At 34.0% G+C, this 17786-nt stretch carries 18 protein-coding genes; 10 read left to right on the forward strand and 8 right to left on the reverse strand.

The features are described 5' to 3' along the window. Position 1: 1 nt before the first annotated feature. From AC5SR4_RS12860 to AC5SR4_RS12880, 5 genes are all read right to left on the reverse strand, one after another. Positions 2-1786 (reverse strand): OstA-like protein, encoded by a 1785-nt coding sequence (locus AC5SR4_RS12860; protein ID WP_495356679.1) that lies wholly within the window; start codon positions 1784-1786, stop codon positions 2-4. Between the two features lie 287 nt (positions 1787-2073). Next, positions 2074-3357, reverse strand: a complete 1284-nt coding sequence (locus AC5SR4_RS12865; RefSeq protein ID WP_495356680.1) for an adenylosuccinate synthase — start codon at positions 3355-3357, stop codon at positions 2074-2076. Between the two features lie 21 nt (positions 3358-3378). After that, positions 3379-3846 (reverse strand): Fur family transcriptional regulator, encoded by a 468-nt coding sequence (locus tag AC5SR4_RS12870; protein WP_495356681.1) that lies wholly within the window; start codon positions 3844-3846, stop codon positions 3379-3381. A gap of 26 nt (positions 3847-3872) precedes the next feature. Beyond that, complete coding sequence (locus AC5SR4_RS12875) at positions 3873-6098, reverse strand: RelA/SpoT family protein (protein ID WP_495356682.1); 2226 nt, start codon at positions 6096-6098, stop codon at positions 3873-3875. Between the two features lie 63 nt (positions 6099-6161). Further along, entirely contained in the window at positions 6162-6734 is a 573-nt protein-coding gene (locus AC5SR4_RS12880) for a non-canonical purine NTP diphosphatase (protein WP_495356683.1), read from the reverse strand. 132 nt (positions 6735-6866) lie between these two features. Between AC5SR4_RS12880 and AC5SR4_RS12885 the strand changes: the two genes are divergently transcribed. Together AC5SR4_RS12885 and hpf are read left to right on the forward strand one after the other, a co-directional pair. Next, a complete protein-coding gene (locus AC5SR4_RS12885) occupies positions 6867-7460 on the forward strand; it encodes a peroxiredoxin-like family protein (protein WP_495356684.1) in 594 nt (197 codons plus the stop codon). A 118-nt stretch (positions 7461-7578) separates the two neighbouring features. Then, positions 7579-7878, forward strand: coding sequence for a ribosome hibernation-promoting factor, HPF/YfiA family (hpf, locus tag AC5SR4_RS12890; protein WP_495356685.1), 300 nt, complete (start codon positions 7579-7581; stop codon positions 7876-7878). 2 nt (positions 7879-7880) lie between these two features. Here hpf and rlmH read toward each other — a convergent pair whose 3' ends face one another. Continuing rightward, complete coding sequence (gene rlmH, locus AC5SR4_RS12895; RefSeq protein ID WP_495356686.1) at positions 7881-8354, reverse strand: 23S rRNA (pseudouridine(1915)-N(3))-methyltransferase RlmH; 474 nt, start codon at positions 8352-8354, stop codon at positions 7881-7883. Between the two features lie 128 nt (positions 8355-8482). On the opposite strand from rlmH, the gene nadC reads away from it, so the two are divergent. From nadC to priA, 3 genes are all read left to right on the forward strand, one after another. After that, positions 8483-9343 (forward strand): carboxylating nicotinate-nucleotide diphosphorylase, encoded by an 861-nt coding sequence (nadC, locus tag AC5SR4_RS12900; RefSeq protein WP_495356687.1) that lies wholly within the window; start codon positions 8483-8485, stop codon positions 9341-9343. A gap of 96 nt (positions 9344-9439) precedes the next feature. Beyond that, positions 9440-10381: a YihY/virulence factor BrkB family protein gene (locus AC5SR4_RS12905; RefSeq protein ID WP_495356688.1), complete on the forward strand. Its 942-nt coding sequence runs from the start codon at positions 9440-9442 to the stop codon at positions 10379-10381. Positions 10382-10384: 3 nt separating this feature from the next. Then, positions 10385-12838, forward strand: coding sequence for a replication restart helicase PriA (priA, locus tag AC5SR4_RS12910; protein ID WP_495356689.1), 2454 nt, complete (start codon positions 10385-10387; stop codon positions 12836-12838). A gap of 22 nt (positions 12839-12860) precedes the next feature. Here priA and AC5SR4_RS12915 read toward each other — a convergent pair whose 3' ends face one another. Further along, positions 12861-13556: a LytR/AlgR family response regulator transcription factor gene (locus AC5SR4_RS12915; protein ID WP_495356690.1), complete on the reverse strand. Its 696-nt coding sequence runs from the start codon at positions 13554-13556 to the stop codon at positions 12861-12863. 199 nt (positions 13557-13755) lie between these two features. Here AC5SR4_RS12915 and rpsF point away from each other — a divergent pair, with 199 nt between their 5' ends. The 5 genes from rpsF to hisS all read left to right on the forward strand — a co-directional run bounded on the left by rpsF (position 13756) and on the right by hisS (position 16871). Continuing rightward, positions 13756-14094, forward strand: a complete 339-nt coding sequence (gene rpsF, locus AC5SR4_RS12920) for a 30S ribosomal protein S6 (RefSeq protein WP_495356691.1) — start codon at positions 13756-13758, stop codon at positions 14092-14094. 2 nt (positions 14095-14096) lie between these two features. Then, complete coding sequence (gene rpsR, locus AC5SR4_RS12925) at positions 14097-14396, forward strand: 30S ribosomal protein S18 (RefSeq protein ID WP_495356692.1); 300 nt, start codon at positions 14097-14099, stop codon at positions 14394-14396. A gap of 13 nt (positions 14397-14409) precedes the next feature. Next, complete coding sequence (rplI, locus tag AC5SR4_RS12930) at positions 14410-14856, forward strand: 50S ribosomal protein L9 (RefSeq protein WP_495356693.1); 447 nt, start codon at positions 14410-14412, stop codon at positions 14854-14856. Between the two features lie 62 nt (positions 14857-14918). Next, the gene (locus AC5SR4_RS12935; protein WP_495356694.1) at positions 14919-15389 is read left to right on the forward strand and encodes a DUF6495 family protein; all 471 of its coding nucleotides are present in this window, start codon (positions 14919-14921) and stop codon (positions 15387-15389) included. Positions 15390-15500: 111 nt separating this feature from the next. Continuing rightward, positions 15501-16871: a histidine--tRNA ligase gene (hisS, locus tag AC5SR4_RS12940; protein WP_495356695.1), complete on the forward strand. Its 1371-nt coding sequence runs from the start codon at positions 15501-15503 to the stop codon at positions 16869-16871. 79 nt (positions 16872-16950) lie between these two features. On the opposite strand, the gene AC5SR4_RS12945 is transcribed toward hisS, so the two are convergent. Then, the gene (locus AC5SR4_RS12945; RefSeq protein WP_495356696.1) at positions 16951-17724 is read right to left on the reverse strand and encodes a DUF8693 domain-containing protein; all 774 of its coding nucleotides are present in this window, start codon (positions 17722-17724) and stop codon (positions 16951-16953) included. Positions 17725-17786: the final 62 nt, after the last annotated feature.

The following is a 17786-nucleotide window of genomic DNA, read 5'->3' on the forward strand; positions in this document are numbered from 1 at the left end:
ATTATTTAGAGGCTGCATTTGGTTTTGCTTGCGGTCTCTTTTTCTGTATGTTCTTTGGCAGATTTCTTGATGCTTTTGGTGTTTCGCCTTGAGCATCGTTGGCTTCTTTATCGGCCTTGTCGATACGATCTAATAAATCTTTGTCAAAAAAGTCTTTTTCAGGAACATAGTCATCCAAGCCTTTAATAATTGGCAATTTTATAGGTTCATCATCTTTAAATAGATCCTCTACACTTAAAGGGCGTTCTTCTTCGCGCCAATCAAAGCCTTTTAGGCGTTTTTCTTTTGGAGGGTATTTGGATTCTGGATACAAGTTGCCATCTACTTGGTTAAACCTTGTGTAATCTTCTATATCGCCATTGGCAAAAAGTATGGATATGCTTCCGGATTTTGCTTTGTCTATACCAATAAGTTCTTGCTTTTCGTTACGGGCGTAGAAAATGGATTGGGCGTTTTTTGTAATATTGACTTTGTGTAATTCGTTATCATCATTAAACAAGCCTACCAACCGCATTCCTGAAATTTGATTGTAGCCATCGGTACTTAGCGTGTCTTTACTAATTATAAATGCATTGTTAAAAACAAGCAAGGAATCCAGTTTTTCTGTTTCTGTGTTTGAAATTAAGTGAATGGTGTCTCCAGTCATTTGATTTTCAATATTCCATAAAATAGGTCTGCGTTTGGTAGCGAACTGATCGCTTGGAGCAAAACGCTCTAAATTTATTAATTGTGTAAGGCCTGTTTTTTGGTTTGAGTGAATGGAATCGGCTTTGCCACTAAGATCCGATTTGTATATTTTGGCATTGTAGTATGCTTTTAAAATTCTGTTTTCGGGTTTGCCCGTAACCATTATTTTGTCGGCATGAATATATATGGAATCGTTTTCCTGTTTGGTAACGGCCAAAGCACGCTTGGTAATGAAAAGCGAATCTTTTTCCTTAAAGACTTCAGCATAATGTCCTCTAACCACAGTATTATTAATAGTATCCGTCACCTTAATATTGTTGGTTGCTGATGCAAAGCTGGTATTATTGTCAAAATACAGACTGTCGCCTTCAATAATACGGTTGTCGTAGTTTATTTTCGAGTTTTTTAAAGCATAACCTATTTTGTTTTCGGTATCATAAAAGCCTTTTTCGCAATAGGTTTTACTGGTTTCTGTAACAATGGTAGAGGGCCCGTATAAATAAGCGTGGCCGGTATCAGAATAAAAATCGAAAAAGTTTGAGTTTATTGTGGCATCTTTATTAACCAAAACAACATCTTCTACAAATCGGTATTTTTTTATTTCCATAAGATAGCGCCCTATCCTACTGGTTATGGTACCCGAGGTGTCTTTTACAACGGTACCGCCACTTCTGTAAAAGGCTTCTTGTTTTATCCGATCAAAATACAAGGTGTCTGTTGTAATGGTAGAGTTAGGGTCTTTTAAAACCACATTACCACTGGCGAATGCTAATTGGGATTTGCCACTGTATTCCACATATTTAGAGGTCATGTTAATGGTGTCACCTTGAATCATTTTTACGTTCCCGTAAGCTTCAATAAAATTTTCATCGCCGTAATAAATGGCTTTGTCTGCCCACATATTAATACTTTCGTGTGCAATATGCACTTGCTGCGATTCGTCACGCGTTAAAACTTTTGCACCTGGATAATTTATTTCGTCTATATCCAATCTACCAGAATACTTGATTTCAATTTTTCTTTTTTGTTGTGCATTTACTTGTAATGCTGCAAACAGGCAGATAAAAAAGATGAAGTATAAGTATTGTAGTTTGTTCAAAATATAAAAAGTTTGTCGCAAAAATAACGATAATTATGATGTATAATTGTTTTGGTCAAAAAAATCATGCCTCCCGGAAAAAAATCGTTCCTCCCGAAAAAAAATGGCACTGCACCATCAAAAAACGGCTCGTACCGAAAAAAAAATGACATTGCACCACTAAAAAATGATTCCTCCCGAAAAAAAATGGGAGGTAACCACAAAAAAATGGTTCCTCCCGGAAAATAATGACATTGTACCAGGAATGCATATGATATCCTGGGATTTAATGATGAAAAATGCGTTTATTAAACCAATTGTTTCCTAAAAATGGTTTGTTTTCTATCTGGCCCTACAGAAACTATTGTAATGGGGATTTCCAGCTCTTTTTCTAAGAAATCGATATATTCGTTTAAGGTTTTTGGTAATTGATCTGCTTCAGACATGCCTGTTAAATCCTCATTCCAACCGCTAAGTTCTGTATAGATTGGCTCTACATTTTCTGGTTCAATATTATAAGGGAAATGTGAAATCACTTCACCTTTATATTTGTAGGCAGTACATACTTTTAGGGTTTTAAATCCAGAAAGTACATCGCCCTTCATCATCATTAATTGCGTAACGCCATTAACTTGGCACGCATATTTTAAGGCTACAAGGTCAAGCCATCCACAACGTCTTGGGCGTCCTGTGGTTGCGCCAAACTCATTACCAACACGGCTCATGGTAGCACCATCTTCATCGAATAGCTCGGTAGGAAATGGACCAGATCCTACACGGGTAGTGTATGCTTTAAAGATACCAAACACTTCACCAATTTGGTTGGGCGCTACGCCCAAGCCTGTACAGGCACCGGCCGCAGTGGTGTTGCTTGATGTTACGTATGGGTAGGTTCCAAAATCGATATCTAGTAAAGAGCCTTGTGCGCCTTCTGCTAGTATGGATGCTCCTGATTTTTGTGCTTGGCAAATGTATTCTTCGGAATCGATGAACTTTAATGTTTTTAGCACTTCGATGGCTTTAAAGAATTCGGTTTCAAGCTCTGCCAGGTTATATTCAATATCTACATTGTAGAAGGCAATCATGGATTCGTGTTTATCGGCCAAAGCTCTATAACGCGCTTTCCAATCGCTTAATTCTAAGTCTCCCACTCGAATACCATTTCTACCTGTTTTATCCATATATGTAGGGCCTATACCTTTAAGTGTTGAGCCAATTTTGGCTTTTCCTTTAGAGGCTTCACTAGCGGCATCTAGAATACGATGTGTTGGTAAAATGATGTGCGCTTTACGTGAAATGACCAAAGATTTTTTATAGTCTACGTTTTGGGCTTCCAGCTTGTCTAATTCCCCTTTAAAAATAACGGGATCTATAACAACGCCATTGCCAACTAAATTAGTGGTGCCATCGTGAAATATCCCTGAGGGAATGGTGTGTAAAACGTGTTTTTTTCCATTAAAAACGAGTGTGTGCCCAGCATTGGGACCGCCTTGAAAACGCGCAATGATATTGTAGTTGGAGGTTAGTACGTCAACAATTTTTCCTTTGCCTTCGTCACCCCATTGCAATCCTAGTAGTAAATCTACTGCCATTTTAAAATATTAAATTTAGAGTTATTTGTCCCGATTGCTATCGGGCGTTTTTCTATTTCCGTAAAAATAAAGTGAATGATTGTTAATTTTTATATCGAAAACTTCTTCGATTGTTTTTTTTATAGATTGAATTCGTGGATCACAGAACTCAATAACTTCACCGGTATCGGTTAGTATTACATGATCATGCTGTCTATCGAAATAGGACTTTTCATAATGCGCTTGGTTTTGACCAAATTGGTGTTTTCTTACCAGTCCACATTCCAAAAGTAATTCTATGGTGTTGTAAAGAGTGGCTCGAGATACCCGATACTTTTTGTTTTTCATATTGAGGTATAGGGACTCTATATCAAAATGATCTTTATTATTGTAAATTTCTTGCAGTATAGCGTAGCGTTCGGGCGTTTTTCTATGTCCGTTATTCTCTAAAAAGTTGGTAAAAACACTTTTTACGATTTCTTGGTTTTTAATATCAGCTTCTGCACTCATAATTTCGTTGCAAATTTACACTTTTTTTACACTCTAGTAACTTTATCTATACCATTAATTTTTTTTAGTTTTTCTAAAAGCTTTTTTAATAGGGTATTGTTTTTTACCACAACATTGATTTTTCCTGAAAAAATACCATCATCACTTTCAAAGCTGATGCTTTTCATATTGACGTGCATGTTTTCGGAAATTATTTTGGTGATGTCGTTAACAAGGCCAATATGGTCTATACCAGAAACAACAATGTTTGCCATAAACTCTTGTTGTGAGGAATCTATCCATTTGGCAATCATAATTCTATAGGCATAATTGGATTGCAGGCTTAAGGCATTCGGGCAGTTTTTTTTGTGGACTTTTATGCCTTCGGAAACAGTTAGAAAACCAAAAACATCATCACCTGGGATGGGGTTGCAGCAATTCGCCAATTTATAATCTAATTTTTCTTCTTCTTTGCCAAAAACCAAAGAGTCGTAGTTGGAAGTAACCTCTTCTTTTTCTATGATCTCTTTATTAATGCTTGCGGGTGTTTTTCTGGTGATCTTATTTTTAAGATAGCCCATGAGGGTATTTCCTCGTGATGCGGCATAATCTTTAAGCATAGTATTATCTATGGTGCCAATGCCAACCCTGTAAAATAAATCTAAGCTGGTTTTAAGCTTAAAATAACTTACTAATTGGTTTATGGAAGACTCATTAAGTGTTATTTTTAACTGCTTTAATTTTCTTCTAAGTAACTCTTTGCCTTCTTCACCAATACGTTTTTTGTCTTCTCGTAAGGCAGATTTTATTTTGCTTCTTGCCCTTGCCGTTGTAGCGTAGTCTAGCCAATTCGCATTGGGTTTGGCACTTTCGGATGTTAGGATGTCTACTTGATCGCCACTTTTGAGTACATAACTAAGTGGTACTAATTTTCCATTAACTTTTGCTCCGCGGGTTTTCATACCTATTTCGGTATGGATACTAAATGCGAAATCTAAAGGCGTGGCATCTTTTGGCAGTGATTTTAGTTCGCCTGTAGGGGTGAAAACAAATATTTCTTTAGAATATAAGTTTAGTTTAAATTGTTCTACAAAGTCTACCGCATTGGTTTCAGGACTTTCTAGGGCTTCCTGTAATTTGTTAATCCAGTCCTCTAGGCTATCTTCTTTCTCGTCCTCTTGTTTATACTTGTAGTGCGCTGCATATCCTTTTTCTGCAATTTCATTCATGCGTTCACTACGAATTTGTACTTCTACCCAGCGTCCTTTTGGCCCCATAACAGTTATATGCAGGGCTTCATAGCCAGTGGATTTTGGTGAGGATATCCAGTCGCGTAAGCGTATGGGGTTTGGCCTAAAATGGTCGGTTACTATAGAGTAGATTTTCCAAGCCAAAAACTTTTCACTATCGGAATCACTTTTGTAAATAATTCTAATGGCAAATTTGTCGTAAACTTCATCGAAAGAGACGCCTTGTTTTATCATTTTCCGCCTTATAGAGAAAATCGACTTGGGCCTTCCTTTAATTGTGTAGTCTAGTTTTTCCTTATCTAAGGAGTTTTTTATAACCTCACTAAATTGTTCTATATAAAGATCTTGCTCTTCTTTGCTTTCTTTTATTTTGTTTAGAATGTCGTAGTAAACATCTGGTTCGGTATATTTTAAGCCTAAATCCTCGAGTTGGGTTTTAATGTTGTAAAGCCCTATTCTGTGAGCTAATGGCGCATAGATATACAAGGTTTCTGAGGCTATTTTTTCTTGCTTATCGGTACGCATAGCATCCATGGTTTGCATATTGTGCAAACGATCGGCTATTTTAATAATGATAACACGTACATCATCATTAAGTGTTAACAACATTTTTCTAAAGTTCTCGGCTTGCAAGGACACGTCCATGTCTTTTTCCTTGCTTAGGGAGGATATTTTTGTGAGTCCGTCTACGATGGTTGCCACGGTTTTGCCAAATTGTTTTTCAATATCTTCAATTTCGTAATCGGGACTGTCTTCTACAACATCATGCAATAGGGCAGAGGCTATGGAAGTGGCATCCAATCCAATTTCTTGGGCAACAATTTTGGCAACGGCAATGGGGTGGAATATATAGGCTTCCCCAGATTTTCTCCGTTGATTTTTATGACCATCTAAGGCTACTTCAAAAGCTTTACGTATTAGTTTTTTATCGTCGTTTGTAAGTGTGGTATAACTAACTTTTAATAACTCTTTGTAGGCTTTGGTGATAGACGCATTTTCTTTTTCTATTTCTTCCTCTGTCATAATTTAAAATTAACATAAAGAATATTAACAACCAATAGCATTTAACTTTTTTGTAATTATTTTTTAAGAATTTAAAAATGCAACAAGTCGGTTGATGGCTTTTCCGCGGTGTCCAATACTGTTTTTAAGACTTAAATCCATTTGGGCAAATGTTTTTTCGTGACCTTTGGGTTTAAAAATAGGATCGTAGCCAAAACCACTGGAGCCTTTTTTGCTTGTAGTGATTTCACCTTTACATATACCCGTAAAAGTTTGCAACTTGTTGTTTAGTTGCAAGGCTATAACTGTTTTAAACTGTGCGTTACGGTTGTCTTTATGCTTTAAATTGGCAAGTAACTTGTCCATATTGTCGTTTGCATCACGTTGTGTGCCAGCATACCGTGCAGATAACACACCAGGTTCGCCATTTAAAGATGCCACTTCTAGTCCTGTATCGTCTGCAAAGCAATCATAACCATAGTGTTCTTTAATGTAGTTGACCTTTTGAATGGCATTGCCTTCAATGGTATTTTGGGTTTCGGGAATGTCTTCTAAGCATCCAATATCTTTTAGGCTTAAAAGCCTAATGTGGTTAGGTATTAAGGCTTGTACTTCCTTTAGTTTATTTAAATTGTTAGTTGCGAAAACAAGTTGCATAGTAAAGTGTTTTGCATCAAAAATAAGGTTATGATTTTAAAATAATCAAAAAAATAAACGAAATACTGTAAGTCCTTTGTCTATACAAAGACAAAGGTTTAGTATTTTTAATATTAATGTAACCACAAATCAATGAAAACAAAATTTTTAGTAGTAACAGCTTTTTTAATAGCATTAGCAGGAAATGCACAAGTACCCACCAAGGCTGAAGATGTTAGTCCATTGTTAATAGGGGAAACACTACCCCAGGCAACTTTACAAGATACTGACGGTAATATGGTTTTTCTTCAAAGCCTTATCGCTGAAAAGCCAACAGTTCTTGTATTTTACAGAGGAGGATGGTGTCCTTATTGTAACAGGCAATTGGCTGGTTTGGCTTCTGTGGAAGATGATATTTTAAAGTTAGGCTATCAAATTGTAGCTGTTAGTCCAGATAATTACATGCGCTTAAAACCGACTATTGAAGATGCGGATGCCAATTACAAAGTGTTTTCAGATAGTGGCGCTAAATTGATTCAGGATATGGGTATTGGTTTTTCAACCCCCGAAAGTGCTAAACCCTATATTGAAAGAAAAACGAAATTTGAAGCCACCAACATTTTACCTGTCCCTAGTGTTTTTGTGGTGAATACAAAGGGAGAGATTTTGTTTGAATATACAAATGTAGATTATAAGCAAAGATTGAGCGATACGGTATTGCTAGCGGTTTTAAAAGATTTGAAATAATTTAACATCAAAGATACCAATAGGATTCATTTTAAAAGTTTATATTGTATGACGAAAATCATCTAAAATGAATAAACACCTAACTAAATTTGATAAGATAAATTAAACTATAATTATTATGACTACTAATTTCCAATATGTTGATGTAGATGTAAGTGAAACACTAACAGCTTTTACAGAAGAAAAGTTAAGAAAGCTATTTGATAGGTATGAATTTCTTATTAGTGCTTCAGTTCACTTTAAAAAAGAAGATAATGATAATGATGCTGGTAAAATTTGTAATATAGAGTTGAGTTTACCTGGTCCAAGAGTTTTTGCAACTTCAAATGAGCATAATTTTGAAGTAGCGGTAAGAGAAACTATAGGAGACTTGGAGCGTCAATTGAAAAAAAGAAAACAAGTTTATAAAACCTATTGAAGTTACCGATGGTGATAGGGCTCGTTTTTTAATATTGTAAAACCCCTATAAAGTTGTTCGGTAAAAAACAAACGAACCATTTGATGGGAAAATGTCATTTTAGATAAAGATATTTTCCCATTTGCTTTTTTATAAACGGCATTTGAAAACCCGTAAGGCCCACCAATAACAAATACGAGTTGTTTAATACCTGAATTCATCTGTTTTTGTAAATATTCGGAAAATGTAACAGAATTAAATTGTTTGCCATTTTCATCCAGCAACACTAAAAAACCGGTTGCAGCTAGTTTTTTTAAAATAAGCTCACCTTCTTTAACTTTTTGCTGTTCTTCATTTAAGTTTTTTACATTTTTGATATCTGGAATTATATCAATGGTAAATTTAATGTAAAAGCCCAATCGTTTTTTGTAAACATCAATTAAAGATTGGAGATGCTCATTATCGGTTTTTCCTATAGCTATGAGTTTGATGGTCATAATAACAAAATTAGCATTTAGTATTTATGAATATTGAAATTAAATGAGAAAAATTTATAAAAATCGTAAATGTAAAATTTAATAAAGTAAATCAATTTCTTATTTTTGTTGCAAACCAACTTTAAATTATGATAACACAAGAGCAGTTTGATCAGGAAGTGAAGTCTATAATTGCCAATGCCATTAGGGAAGATGTGGGCGATGGAGATCACAGTTCGTTAGCTTGTATTCCAGAAAATGCAAGAGGTAAAGCCAAGCTTTTAGTTAAAGATAAAGGTATTATTGGCGGTGTGAATTTTGCAAAAAAGGTTTTTGCATATGTTGATAAAAATTTAAAGTTAGATATTCTTATAGAAGATGGGTCGGAAGTAACGTATGGAGATATTGTTATGTATGTTGAAGGACCTTCGCAATCCATTTTAAAAGCGGAAAGAACCGTATTAAACTCTATGCAACGTATGAGTGCTATAGCAACAAAAACTAAAATGTTTGTTGATTTGCTAAAAGGCACTAAGACCACAATTTTAGATACCAGAAAAACTACGCCAGGAATTCGTGTTCTAGAAAAATGGGCCGTTAAATTAGGGGGCGGAGAAAACCACAGATACGCTTTGTACGATATGATTATGCTCAAAGATAATCATATAGACTTTGCTGGAGGTATTACCAATGCTGTTGAAATGAGTAAGCAGTATTTAAAAGATACAGGTAAAGATTTAAAGATTATGGTTGAAGCCAGAAATTTAATTGAAGTTGAAGAGATTTTGAAGCTTGATGGTGTTTATAGAATTTTGTTGGATAATTTTGATTATGAAGATACCAGGAAGGCTGTAAAAATGATTGGGGACAAATGTCTTACTGAGTCATCAGGAAATATAAATGAGTCTACCATACGGTTTTATGCAGAATGTGGTGTTAACTTCATCTCATGTGGTGCGTTGACTCATTCTGTCCATAACATGGATTTGAGTTTAAAAGCCATAAAGTAGTTTCATGCTTTTAACAGGTTTATTAATTCAATTATTCTTTTAGGGTAATGGGTTTAAATTTTAATAACTTTGCTTTATTCTAAATGCAAATTATTAATGACCAAACCTATCGAAGACAAACTGGATAAAATCCCGGTTCTTAATATCTTAGTAAGGATTTTTAAGCAACTTAAATTACCGGGACTAGAAGGGTTGTCTTTTTACGATTTATTAGAGTTATACATTACAGGCATTGTAAAAGGCGCTTTAACAACAAGGGCCAGTGCTATTGCGTTTAGTTTTTTTACTGCGCTATTCCCTTTTTTATTATTTGTTCTAATTGTAATACCGTATGTGCCTATTGATGATTTTAAGATTGAGTTTTTACGATTTTTAGAGTCTTTTTTGCCACCTACTACATCAGATTTTTTCTTTCAAAACATTTTTGAAAATATAGATCAAACACAGCGGGGGGGCTTATTGTCGTCTGTTTTTATACTATCCATAGCACTAATGGCCAATGGTGTTAATGCTGCGTTTTCGGGGTTTGAAAACTCTTATCATGAACAGCTTACGCGTAATGTGTTTCGACAGTATATATATGCCTTAGGGGTTGCTTTAATCTTGGCCTTTTTGCTTATAGTTACTATTGTTGTATTGGGGTATTTTCAAATTTACATTGTACAAAAGCTTTTAGACACTTTGCACGACAAGGGCTTTGAAGTTGATACGCAAAGCGTGTTTTGGTTTAATTTAGCCAAATATGTATTTTTTGTGATTATGGTATATATAGCTACAGCTACTTTGTATTATTTCGGTACTAAAGAGGGGAAGTATTCTAAGTTTTTTTCTATTGGTGCCTTATTTACAACTTTGTTGATACTTTTATCTTCTTATTTGTTTGGTGTTTATATTGAAAACTTTGGTCAGTATAACAAATTATATGGTTCTATTGGAGCGTTGTTAATTCTTCTTTTTTATTTGTGGCTTAATGCCAATATCCTTTTGCTTGGACATGAGTTGAATACATCTTTAAATAAATTAAGAAAAAGGAAGTAGTTTATGCAGTATTATATAGATGTTATTATTCCTGTTCCACTGCAAAAATTGTTTACTTATAGCATTACTGTGAGTGAATCTGATTTTTTGAAAATTGGAATGCGAGTAGCCGTTCCTTTTGGAAAGTCTAAAATATACACAGGTATTGTCTATAAAATACATTCCCAAACCCCAACAGCTTATGAGGCTAAGGATATTCATCAGATATTAGATGAAAGCCCTATTGTTAATGAAACGCAATTGCACTTGTGGCAATGGGTGTCAAATTATTATATGTGTACCTTAGGAGATGTAATGCGGGCAGCACTGCCAAGTGCTTTTATTTTGGAGAGTGAAACAATTATAACAAAAAACAAGGATAAATCTATTGACGAATCTATTTTGAAAGATGATGAGTTTTTGGTTTTTGAAGCTTTACAATATCAATCCTCATTAAAAATCCATGATGTATCCAATATTTTAGGAATAAAAAATGTACTTCCGGTAATCAACCGCTTGATAGAAAAAAATGTTATTTGTGTAGAAGAAGAAGTTTATGAAAAATATAAACCTAAATTGGTTCGTTATGTGAAGTTGCATGCTAATTTCTCTTCAGAAAGTGCGCTTCAAAATTTATTGGATGATTTGTCTAGAGCGCCTAAGCAGCATCAAGTTGTTATGACGTTATTTTCAGTTTCTGCAATAACAAAAAAGCCTGTTAAAGTATCTGATTTATCTAAGGAGAGTGGGGCATCCCCTGCTATTATAAAGGCGTTGATAGACAAGGGGGTTTTAGAAGAATACTATATTCAAACGGACAGGGTGCAGTATTCTGGCGGAGATAATGAATCTTCTAAATATCTTAATACCTATCAAGAACAGGCGCTAAATGAAATAAGAAATTTATTTGATGTGCATAATGTTGTATTGCTGCACGGGGTGACTTCTTCTGGAAAAACAGAAATTTATGTAAAGCTTATAGAAGAAGCATTAAATAACAAGCAGCAAGTATTGTACTTGTTACCAGAAATAGCTTTGACTGCACAATTGATAAAGCGATTGCAAAACTATTTTGGGGAGCAAGTGGCAGTATTCCATTCTAAGTACTCTATGCAAGAACGCGTTGAGGTTTGGAACCATGTTTTAAATAATAGCACAAAGGCACAAATAATATTAGGAGCAAGATCTTCTATATTCTTGCCATTTAATAATCTAGGTTTGATTGTTGTTGATGAAGAACATGAACAATCATTTAAGCAATTTGATCCCGCTCCACGATATCATGCGCGCGATACAGCTATTGTTTTGGCTAATCTCCATAAAGCAAAAGCGTTATTAGGGTCGGCGACACCAAGTTTAGAGAGTTATTTCAATGCTAAGCAAAATAAGTATGGGTTTGTAGAGATAACTCAGCGTTATAACAATGTGTTAATGCCAGATATAGAGTTGGTCGATATCAAAGATAAACTCAAAAGAAAACGCATGAAAGGGCATTTTAGTGATCGACTTATTGAAGAAATCACAGAAACCCTTTCAGAAGGCAATCAAGTGATACTGTTCCAAAATCGTCGTGGGTTTTCGCCTATTGTAGAGTGCAATTCTTGTGGACATGCCCCCCAGTGCCCGAATTGCGATGTTAGTTTAACATATCACCAATATAGAAATCAGTTGCGATGCCATTATTGCGGATATACTATGGCGATGTTGGAAACATGTATGGCTTGTGGCAGTCCCGAATTAGATAGTAAAGGTTTTGGAACAGAGCAAATTGAAATAGAAGCTAAGGCCTTATTTCCAGATTTTAAAGTCGCAAGGATGGATTTAGATACTACAAGGGGAAAGTATGGCTATGAAAAAATTATAACAGCTTTAGAGCAACAAGAGATTGATATATTGGTAGGAACACAAATGTTAACTAAAGGTCTGGACTTTAGGAATGTAAAACTTGTTGGTATCATGAATGCAGATAATATGTTGAATTTTCCAGATTTTAGAGCTCATGAACGAAGTTTTCAACTAATGTTGCAAGTGTCTGGAAGGGCAGGGCGTACAGATGAACGAGGAAAGGTTTTAATACAAACGTATAATCCACACCATAATATATTACAACAAGTATCTACCAATAATTATATCCAGATGTTTGATGAGCAGATGAATGACAGGTACAATTATAAATATCCACCAGTATTTAAGCAAATTAAAATAACTTTAAAACATAAGGACTACTCAAGAGTAGATAGTGCGGCTATTTGGTTTGCCAAGTCATTAAGGCAGGTTTTTGGCGATTTTGTTTTAGGACCAGAGTCTCCTCCTATTGGAAGGATTAGAAACCAGTTTCATAAAAATATTTTAATTAAAGTGTCTAAAAAGCAATCATTATCAAAAACTAAAGAAGCTATTATTAAAATAAATAACAGCTTCTTTAGTATTAAAGATTTTCGGTCGGTTAAAGTAATTTTAAATGTCGATAACTTCTAACTTTTAAAATTCAAGGTTGCTTTTAGATATTGTTTAAAGCGTCTACCAGTTGGGTTTTCTTATTCCTGCTTAAAGGAATTTCATAAGCACCAACTTCAACATTTTTACTGTTAAACCTGTCTATTTTATCAAGATTGACAATATAGGATTTGTGAATTCTCAAAAATTTATTTTCTGGTAATTCTTTTTCAAAAGATTTCATAGTAGATAAGACTACCAAACTATTTTCTTCTGTTACAAGTTTTACATAATCACCTAGCGCTTCAATCCACTTTATATCTTTTATGTAAACCTTACGTTTTTTAAGGTTACTTTTAACAAAGATGTGTTCCCCTTCCTCTTCATTAAAGTCCTGGGTTAATTTGTGCTGCTCTAGGGCTTTTTCTACAGATATATTAAAACGCTCTCTTGTAATTGGTTTATGTAAATAATCGGTAGCATCATAATTAAATGCTTTAAAAGCATATTCAGTTTTACCGGTTACAAAAATAATTTGAGGTTTGTTGTTCAATACATCTAAAAGTTCAAATCCGTTCAACACTGGCATTTCAATGTCTAAAAAGATTAGGTCTACTTGGTGCGTGTTTAAACCATTCTTGGTTTCTAAGGCACTACTGTACTCTGCTATTAAGTTTAGAGCGGGGTGATTCTCTACAAGCTTAACAATAGAGAGACGTTGTATTGCGGAATCGTCTACTACTACACAGTTTAAAGTCATAACATTTATATTATTTCGGTTAAGATATCGACAATAGTACAAAAAATTCGGGTAAAAACCAAAAAACATCGTTAAACTGCGTGATTTAACAAAATTTTAACGTTTTTCACAACATAGCAAATATAGTGAAATTATTGTTGTATTATATGTAGTAAATGATTATTTTTGCAGCCAATTTTTAACAATAAAAACGATTTTTATGAATCATTATGAAACTGTTTTCATCTTAAATCCCGTTTTATCTGAAGATCAGATAAAGGAAACAGTAAAGAAATATGAAGATTTTCTTGTTTCTAACGGAGCTAAGATGGTAGCTAAAGAAGATTGGGGGCTGAAAAAATTAGCCTATCCAATACAAAACAAGAAAAGTGGATTTTATCATTTATTTGAGTACACTGTTCCCGGCGACGTAATTGGTGCCTTAGAATTAGAGTTTAGACGTGATGAGCGTTTTATGCGTTATTTAACAGTAACACTTGATAAACATGCTATTTCTTGGGCGGAGAGAAGAAGAGAAAAACTTAAACAAAAAGCTTAATTATGTCATCATCCATAGAACAACAATCTAAAGGAAAAAAAGACGGAGAAATTAGATATTTAACTCCGCTTAATATAGACACAAACAAAACGAAAAAATATTGTCGTTTTAAAAAATCAGGAATTAAATATGTAGATTATAAAGATCCAGATTTCTTATTAAAGTTTGTAAATGAACAAGGTAAGATTTTACCAAGACGTTTAACAGGAACATCATTAAAGTACCAAAGAAAAGTATCTGTAGCTGTAAAAAGAGCTCGTCACTTAGCTTTAATGCCATATGTAGCAGATTTATTAAAATAAAATACCAATAACAATGGAACTTATATTAAAACAAGACGTTGAAAATTTAGGATTTAAAGACGATGTTGTAACAGTTAAGAACGGTTATGGTAGAAATTTTTTAATTCCACAAGGTCAAGCTATTTTAGCGACGCCTTCTGCTAAGAAAGTTTTGGCAGAAAATTTAAAGCAAAGAGCTTATAAAGAAAAGAAAATTGTTGATGAAGCTAATAAGATGGCAGAAGCAATAAAGGCATTGGAAATTAAAATAGCAGCAAAAGTAGGATCGGGTGATAAGTTGTTCGGTTCTGTAAACAATATAGATGTTGCGGCTGCTTTGGAAAAAGAAGGCCATGAAATCGATAAAAAATTCATTACAGTTACTACTGTAAAGCGTACAGGTAAATATAACGCTGTTGTACGTCTACATAGAGAAGTAACAGTCGATTTACCATTTGAGGTTATAGCGCAAGCGAACTAATATCAAATAGTTAAATATTAAAGCCTCAACATATAGTTGGGGCTTTTTTTATAACATTCATTATGAAGTATTCTAGACTTACAAAAGAACAATTTGAAGAATTGCACCAAGAATTTATAAACTTTTTAGCCACACAATCTATAACGGCTGATGAGTGGGACAATCTTAAGGCTAATAAACCAGAACTAGCTGAAACAGAATTAGATGTTTTCAGCGATTTAATTTGGGAAGGCGTTTTAAACAAGGCTGAGTATTTGGAACATTTTTCAGCTCAACATATGTATTTGTTTCGATTGGGTAAAGACAAAATGCATGCAATTGTGATAAATGTGAAAAATGAAGCAATAGACATTACTACTACTGAAGGGTATGATTGGTTACGAGAAAATTTAATGGATGAAAGTGTTGAGTTTTTACAAGCTGATAAAGATTATACCGAAGATAAAAACCTTGATAAATTCAAAATGATTGAACAAGGAGCTGTGATTACTAAAGGTGATTTATATAGATACTTTGATAATCTAATAAATTAAATCTAACTATTCCTGTACAAGCAGGAATCTATTTTCAAATTAAACTGTTATTTTTGTTTCTTTAAAGTTTATTAATTAATTAAAGATACCTGTTTTTTATAGGTAGTAGATATGGCCCAAAAACCAAGCATTCCAAAAGGAACCAGAGATTTTAATCCAGAACAAGTTGCAAAACGCAATTATATATTCGATACCATTCGTAAGACCTTTGAAACATTTGGTTTTCAACCCATAGAAACACCTAGTTTTGAGAACTCCGATACCCTGATGGGAAAATATGGAGATGAGGGGGACCGACTTATTTTTAAAATTTTAAATTCTGGGGATTACTTATCTAAAGCAGATGAAAGTGCCTATACTGATAAAAATTCAAATAAGTTAACAGCCAGTATATCAGAAAAAGCGTTACGCTACGATTTAACTGTCCCTTTTGCCCGATACGTTGTGCAGCATCAAAATGATATTGAATTTCCATTTAAGCGCTATCAAATCCAACCTGTTTGGCGTGCCGATAGACCTCAAAAAGGCCGCTTTAGGGAATTCTACCAATGTGATGCTGATGTAGTAGGAAGTAATTCTCTATGGCAGGAGGTGGAGTTTATACAATTATATGATGTTGTTTTTACAGCATTAAAGTTAGAAGGCATAACCATAAAGATAAACAACCGGAAAATACTATCGGGCATTGCTGAAGTAATAGGTGCTAGTGATAAGCTTATTGATTTCACTGTTGCATTAGATAAATTAGATAAAATAGGAGAGGGCAAAGTAAAGGATGAGATGCGTTCAAAAGGTATTTCAGAAGCGGGTATTTCCAGGTTACAGCCTCTATTTGCATTGTCAGGAACATTTGAGGAACAGATAAACAGCCTGAAATCTATATTGGCTACCTCTGAAGAAGGTAAAAAGGGTATTGATGAGTTGGCATTTATTAATGAAGCGATTTCAGAATTAGGTTTAAAAACAGCAAAACTTGAACTAGATGTTACTTTAGCAAGAGGGTTAAACTATTATACGGGTGCAATTTTTGAAGTTTCAGCCCCCAAAAAGGTAGCAATGGGATCTATTGGAGGCGGTGGACGTTATGATGATTTAACAGGTGTTTTTGGTTTAAATAATGTTAGTGGGATTGGCATTAGTTTTGGGTTGGATCGCATTTTTTTGGTTTTAGAAGAACTGGACCTATTTCCAGAAACTGTTACCAAAAACACAAGGGTTTTGTTTATAAACTTTGGAGATAAGGAAGCGTTATTTAGCTTAAAGGCTATTAAGCTGTTACGCTTAAAGGGAATTAATGCCGAACTATACCCTGAAGCAACTAAAATGAAAAAACAAATGAATTACGCTAATAAACGCGCTATACCATTTGTGGTTTTAGTAGGAGAGCAAGAAATTGCCTCCAATACTTATACTTTAAAGAATATGGTTTCAGGAGAACAGTTTAAAACATCTTTAGAGGTATTAATAGAAAAAATAAAATAAAAAGCCCTAAAATTTATTTCAGGGCTTCCACTAACTAGGAATTGTTAATGATTGATTTGGGAGCGACTAACTCAAATAATTATTGTATAATAAGCTGTTTACTTACTTGTCCTGCTTCTGTTTCGATATTTACTATAACCAGTTTGGGCATTGTTCTATTAAATGGTCTTTTTATATAACTGGTATTTAAATTTGCTGTGCTGTAAATGTTTTGTCCTAAATTATTGGATATACTTATCTTTTTAATTTTAGTTAAATGGTTACTGTTAATATATAATTCATTCGAATTTCTTAGGTATTGTATTTTAACTTTTTGTAGAATTTCATCGTTGGTGGATAAACTTTTGGCATAGCTGGGATTGTTTTCTTCTTTAAAAGCAATATAAAACCGATTTAAATAGTTGCCACTTTCCATGGTATTGGCGTAGCTACTATCATTAATTTTAGTGTATGTGTTTAATAAAGCATCATATACAAAAACATTTATAGGTGTTTCAAAGTTTGATAGTGAATTTAAATCAATTTTAATAGCACCGGCATTTCCTAAGAACATACCCAACGGATATTTTTTTGTATTATCAAATGGACCAACACCTTGTATTACATAACGTTCATTTTCAATCATCCAGTTTAAATCATCTGGAAACGTATCCATATTTAGTGCATCATACCCATAATCAACACCATCAGTAGCAGCACCATCAGGAGTAAACCCTAATAATAAGTGTCTAACATAGCCATTAGGCATTGTAAAATCAATTCGCACCCTTTGTATATTATCAGCAAATAGAGATAATGTGCTTATTAGCATTAATGAGAAACATATTAAATGTAGGTGTATTTTTTTTGCCATTAGATTTGGGTTTAATGAACATTCAGTTATTTACTCTTGCAATATACGTTAATTTTATATAT

It is taken from the genome of Aestuariibaculum scopimerae (genome assembly GCF_059428085.1).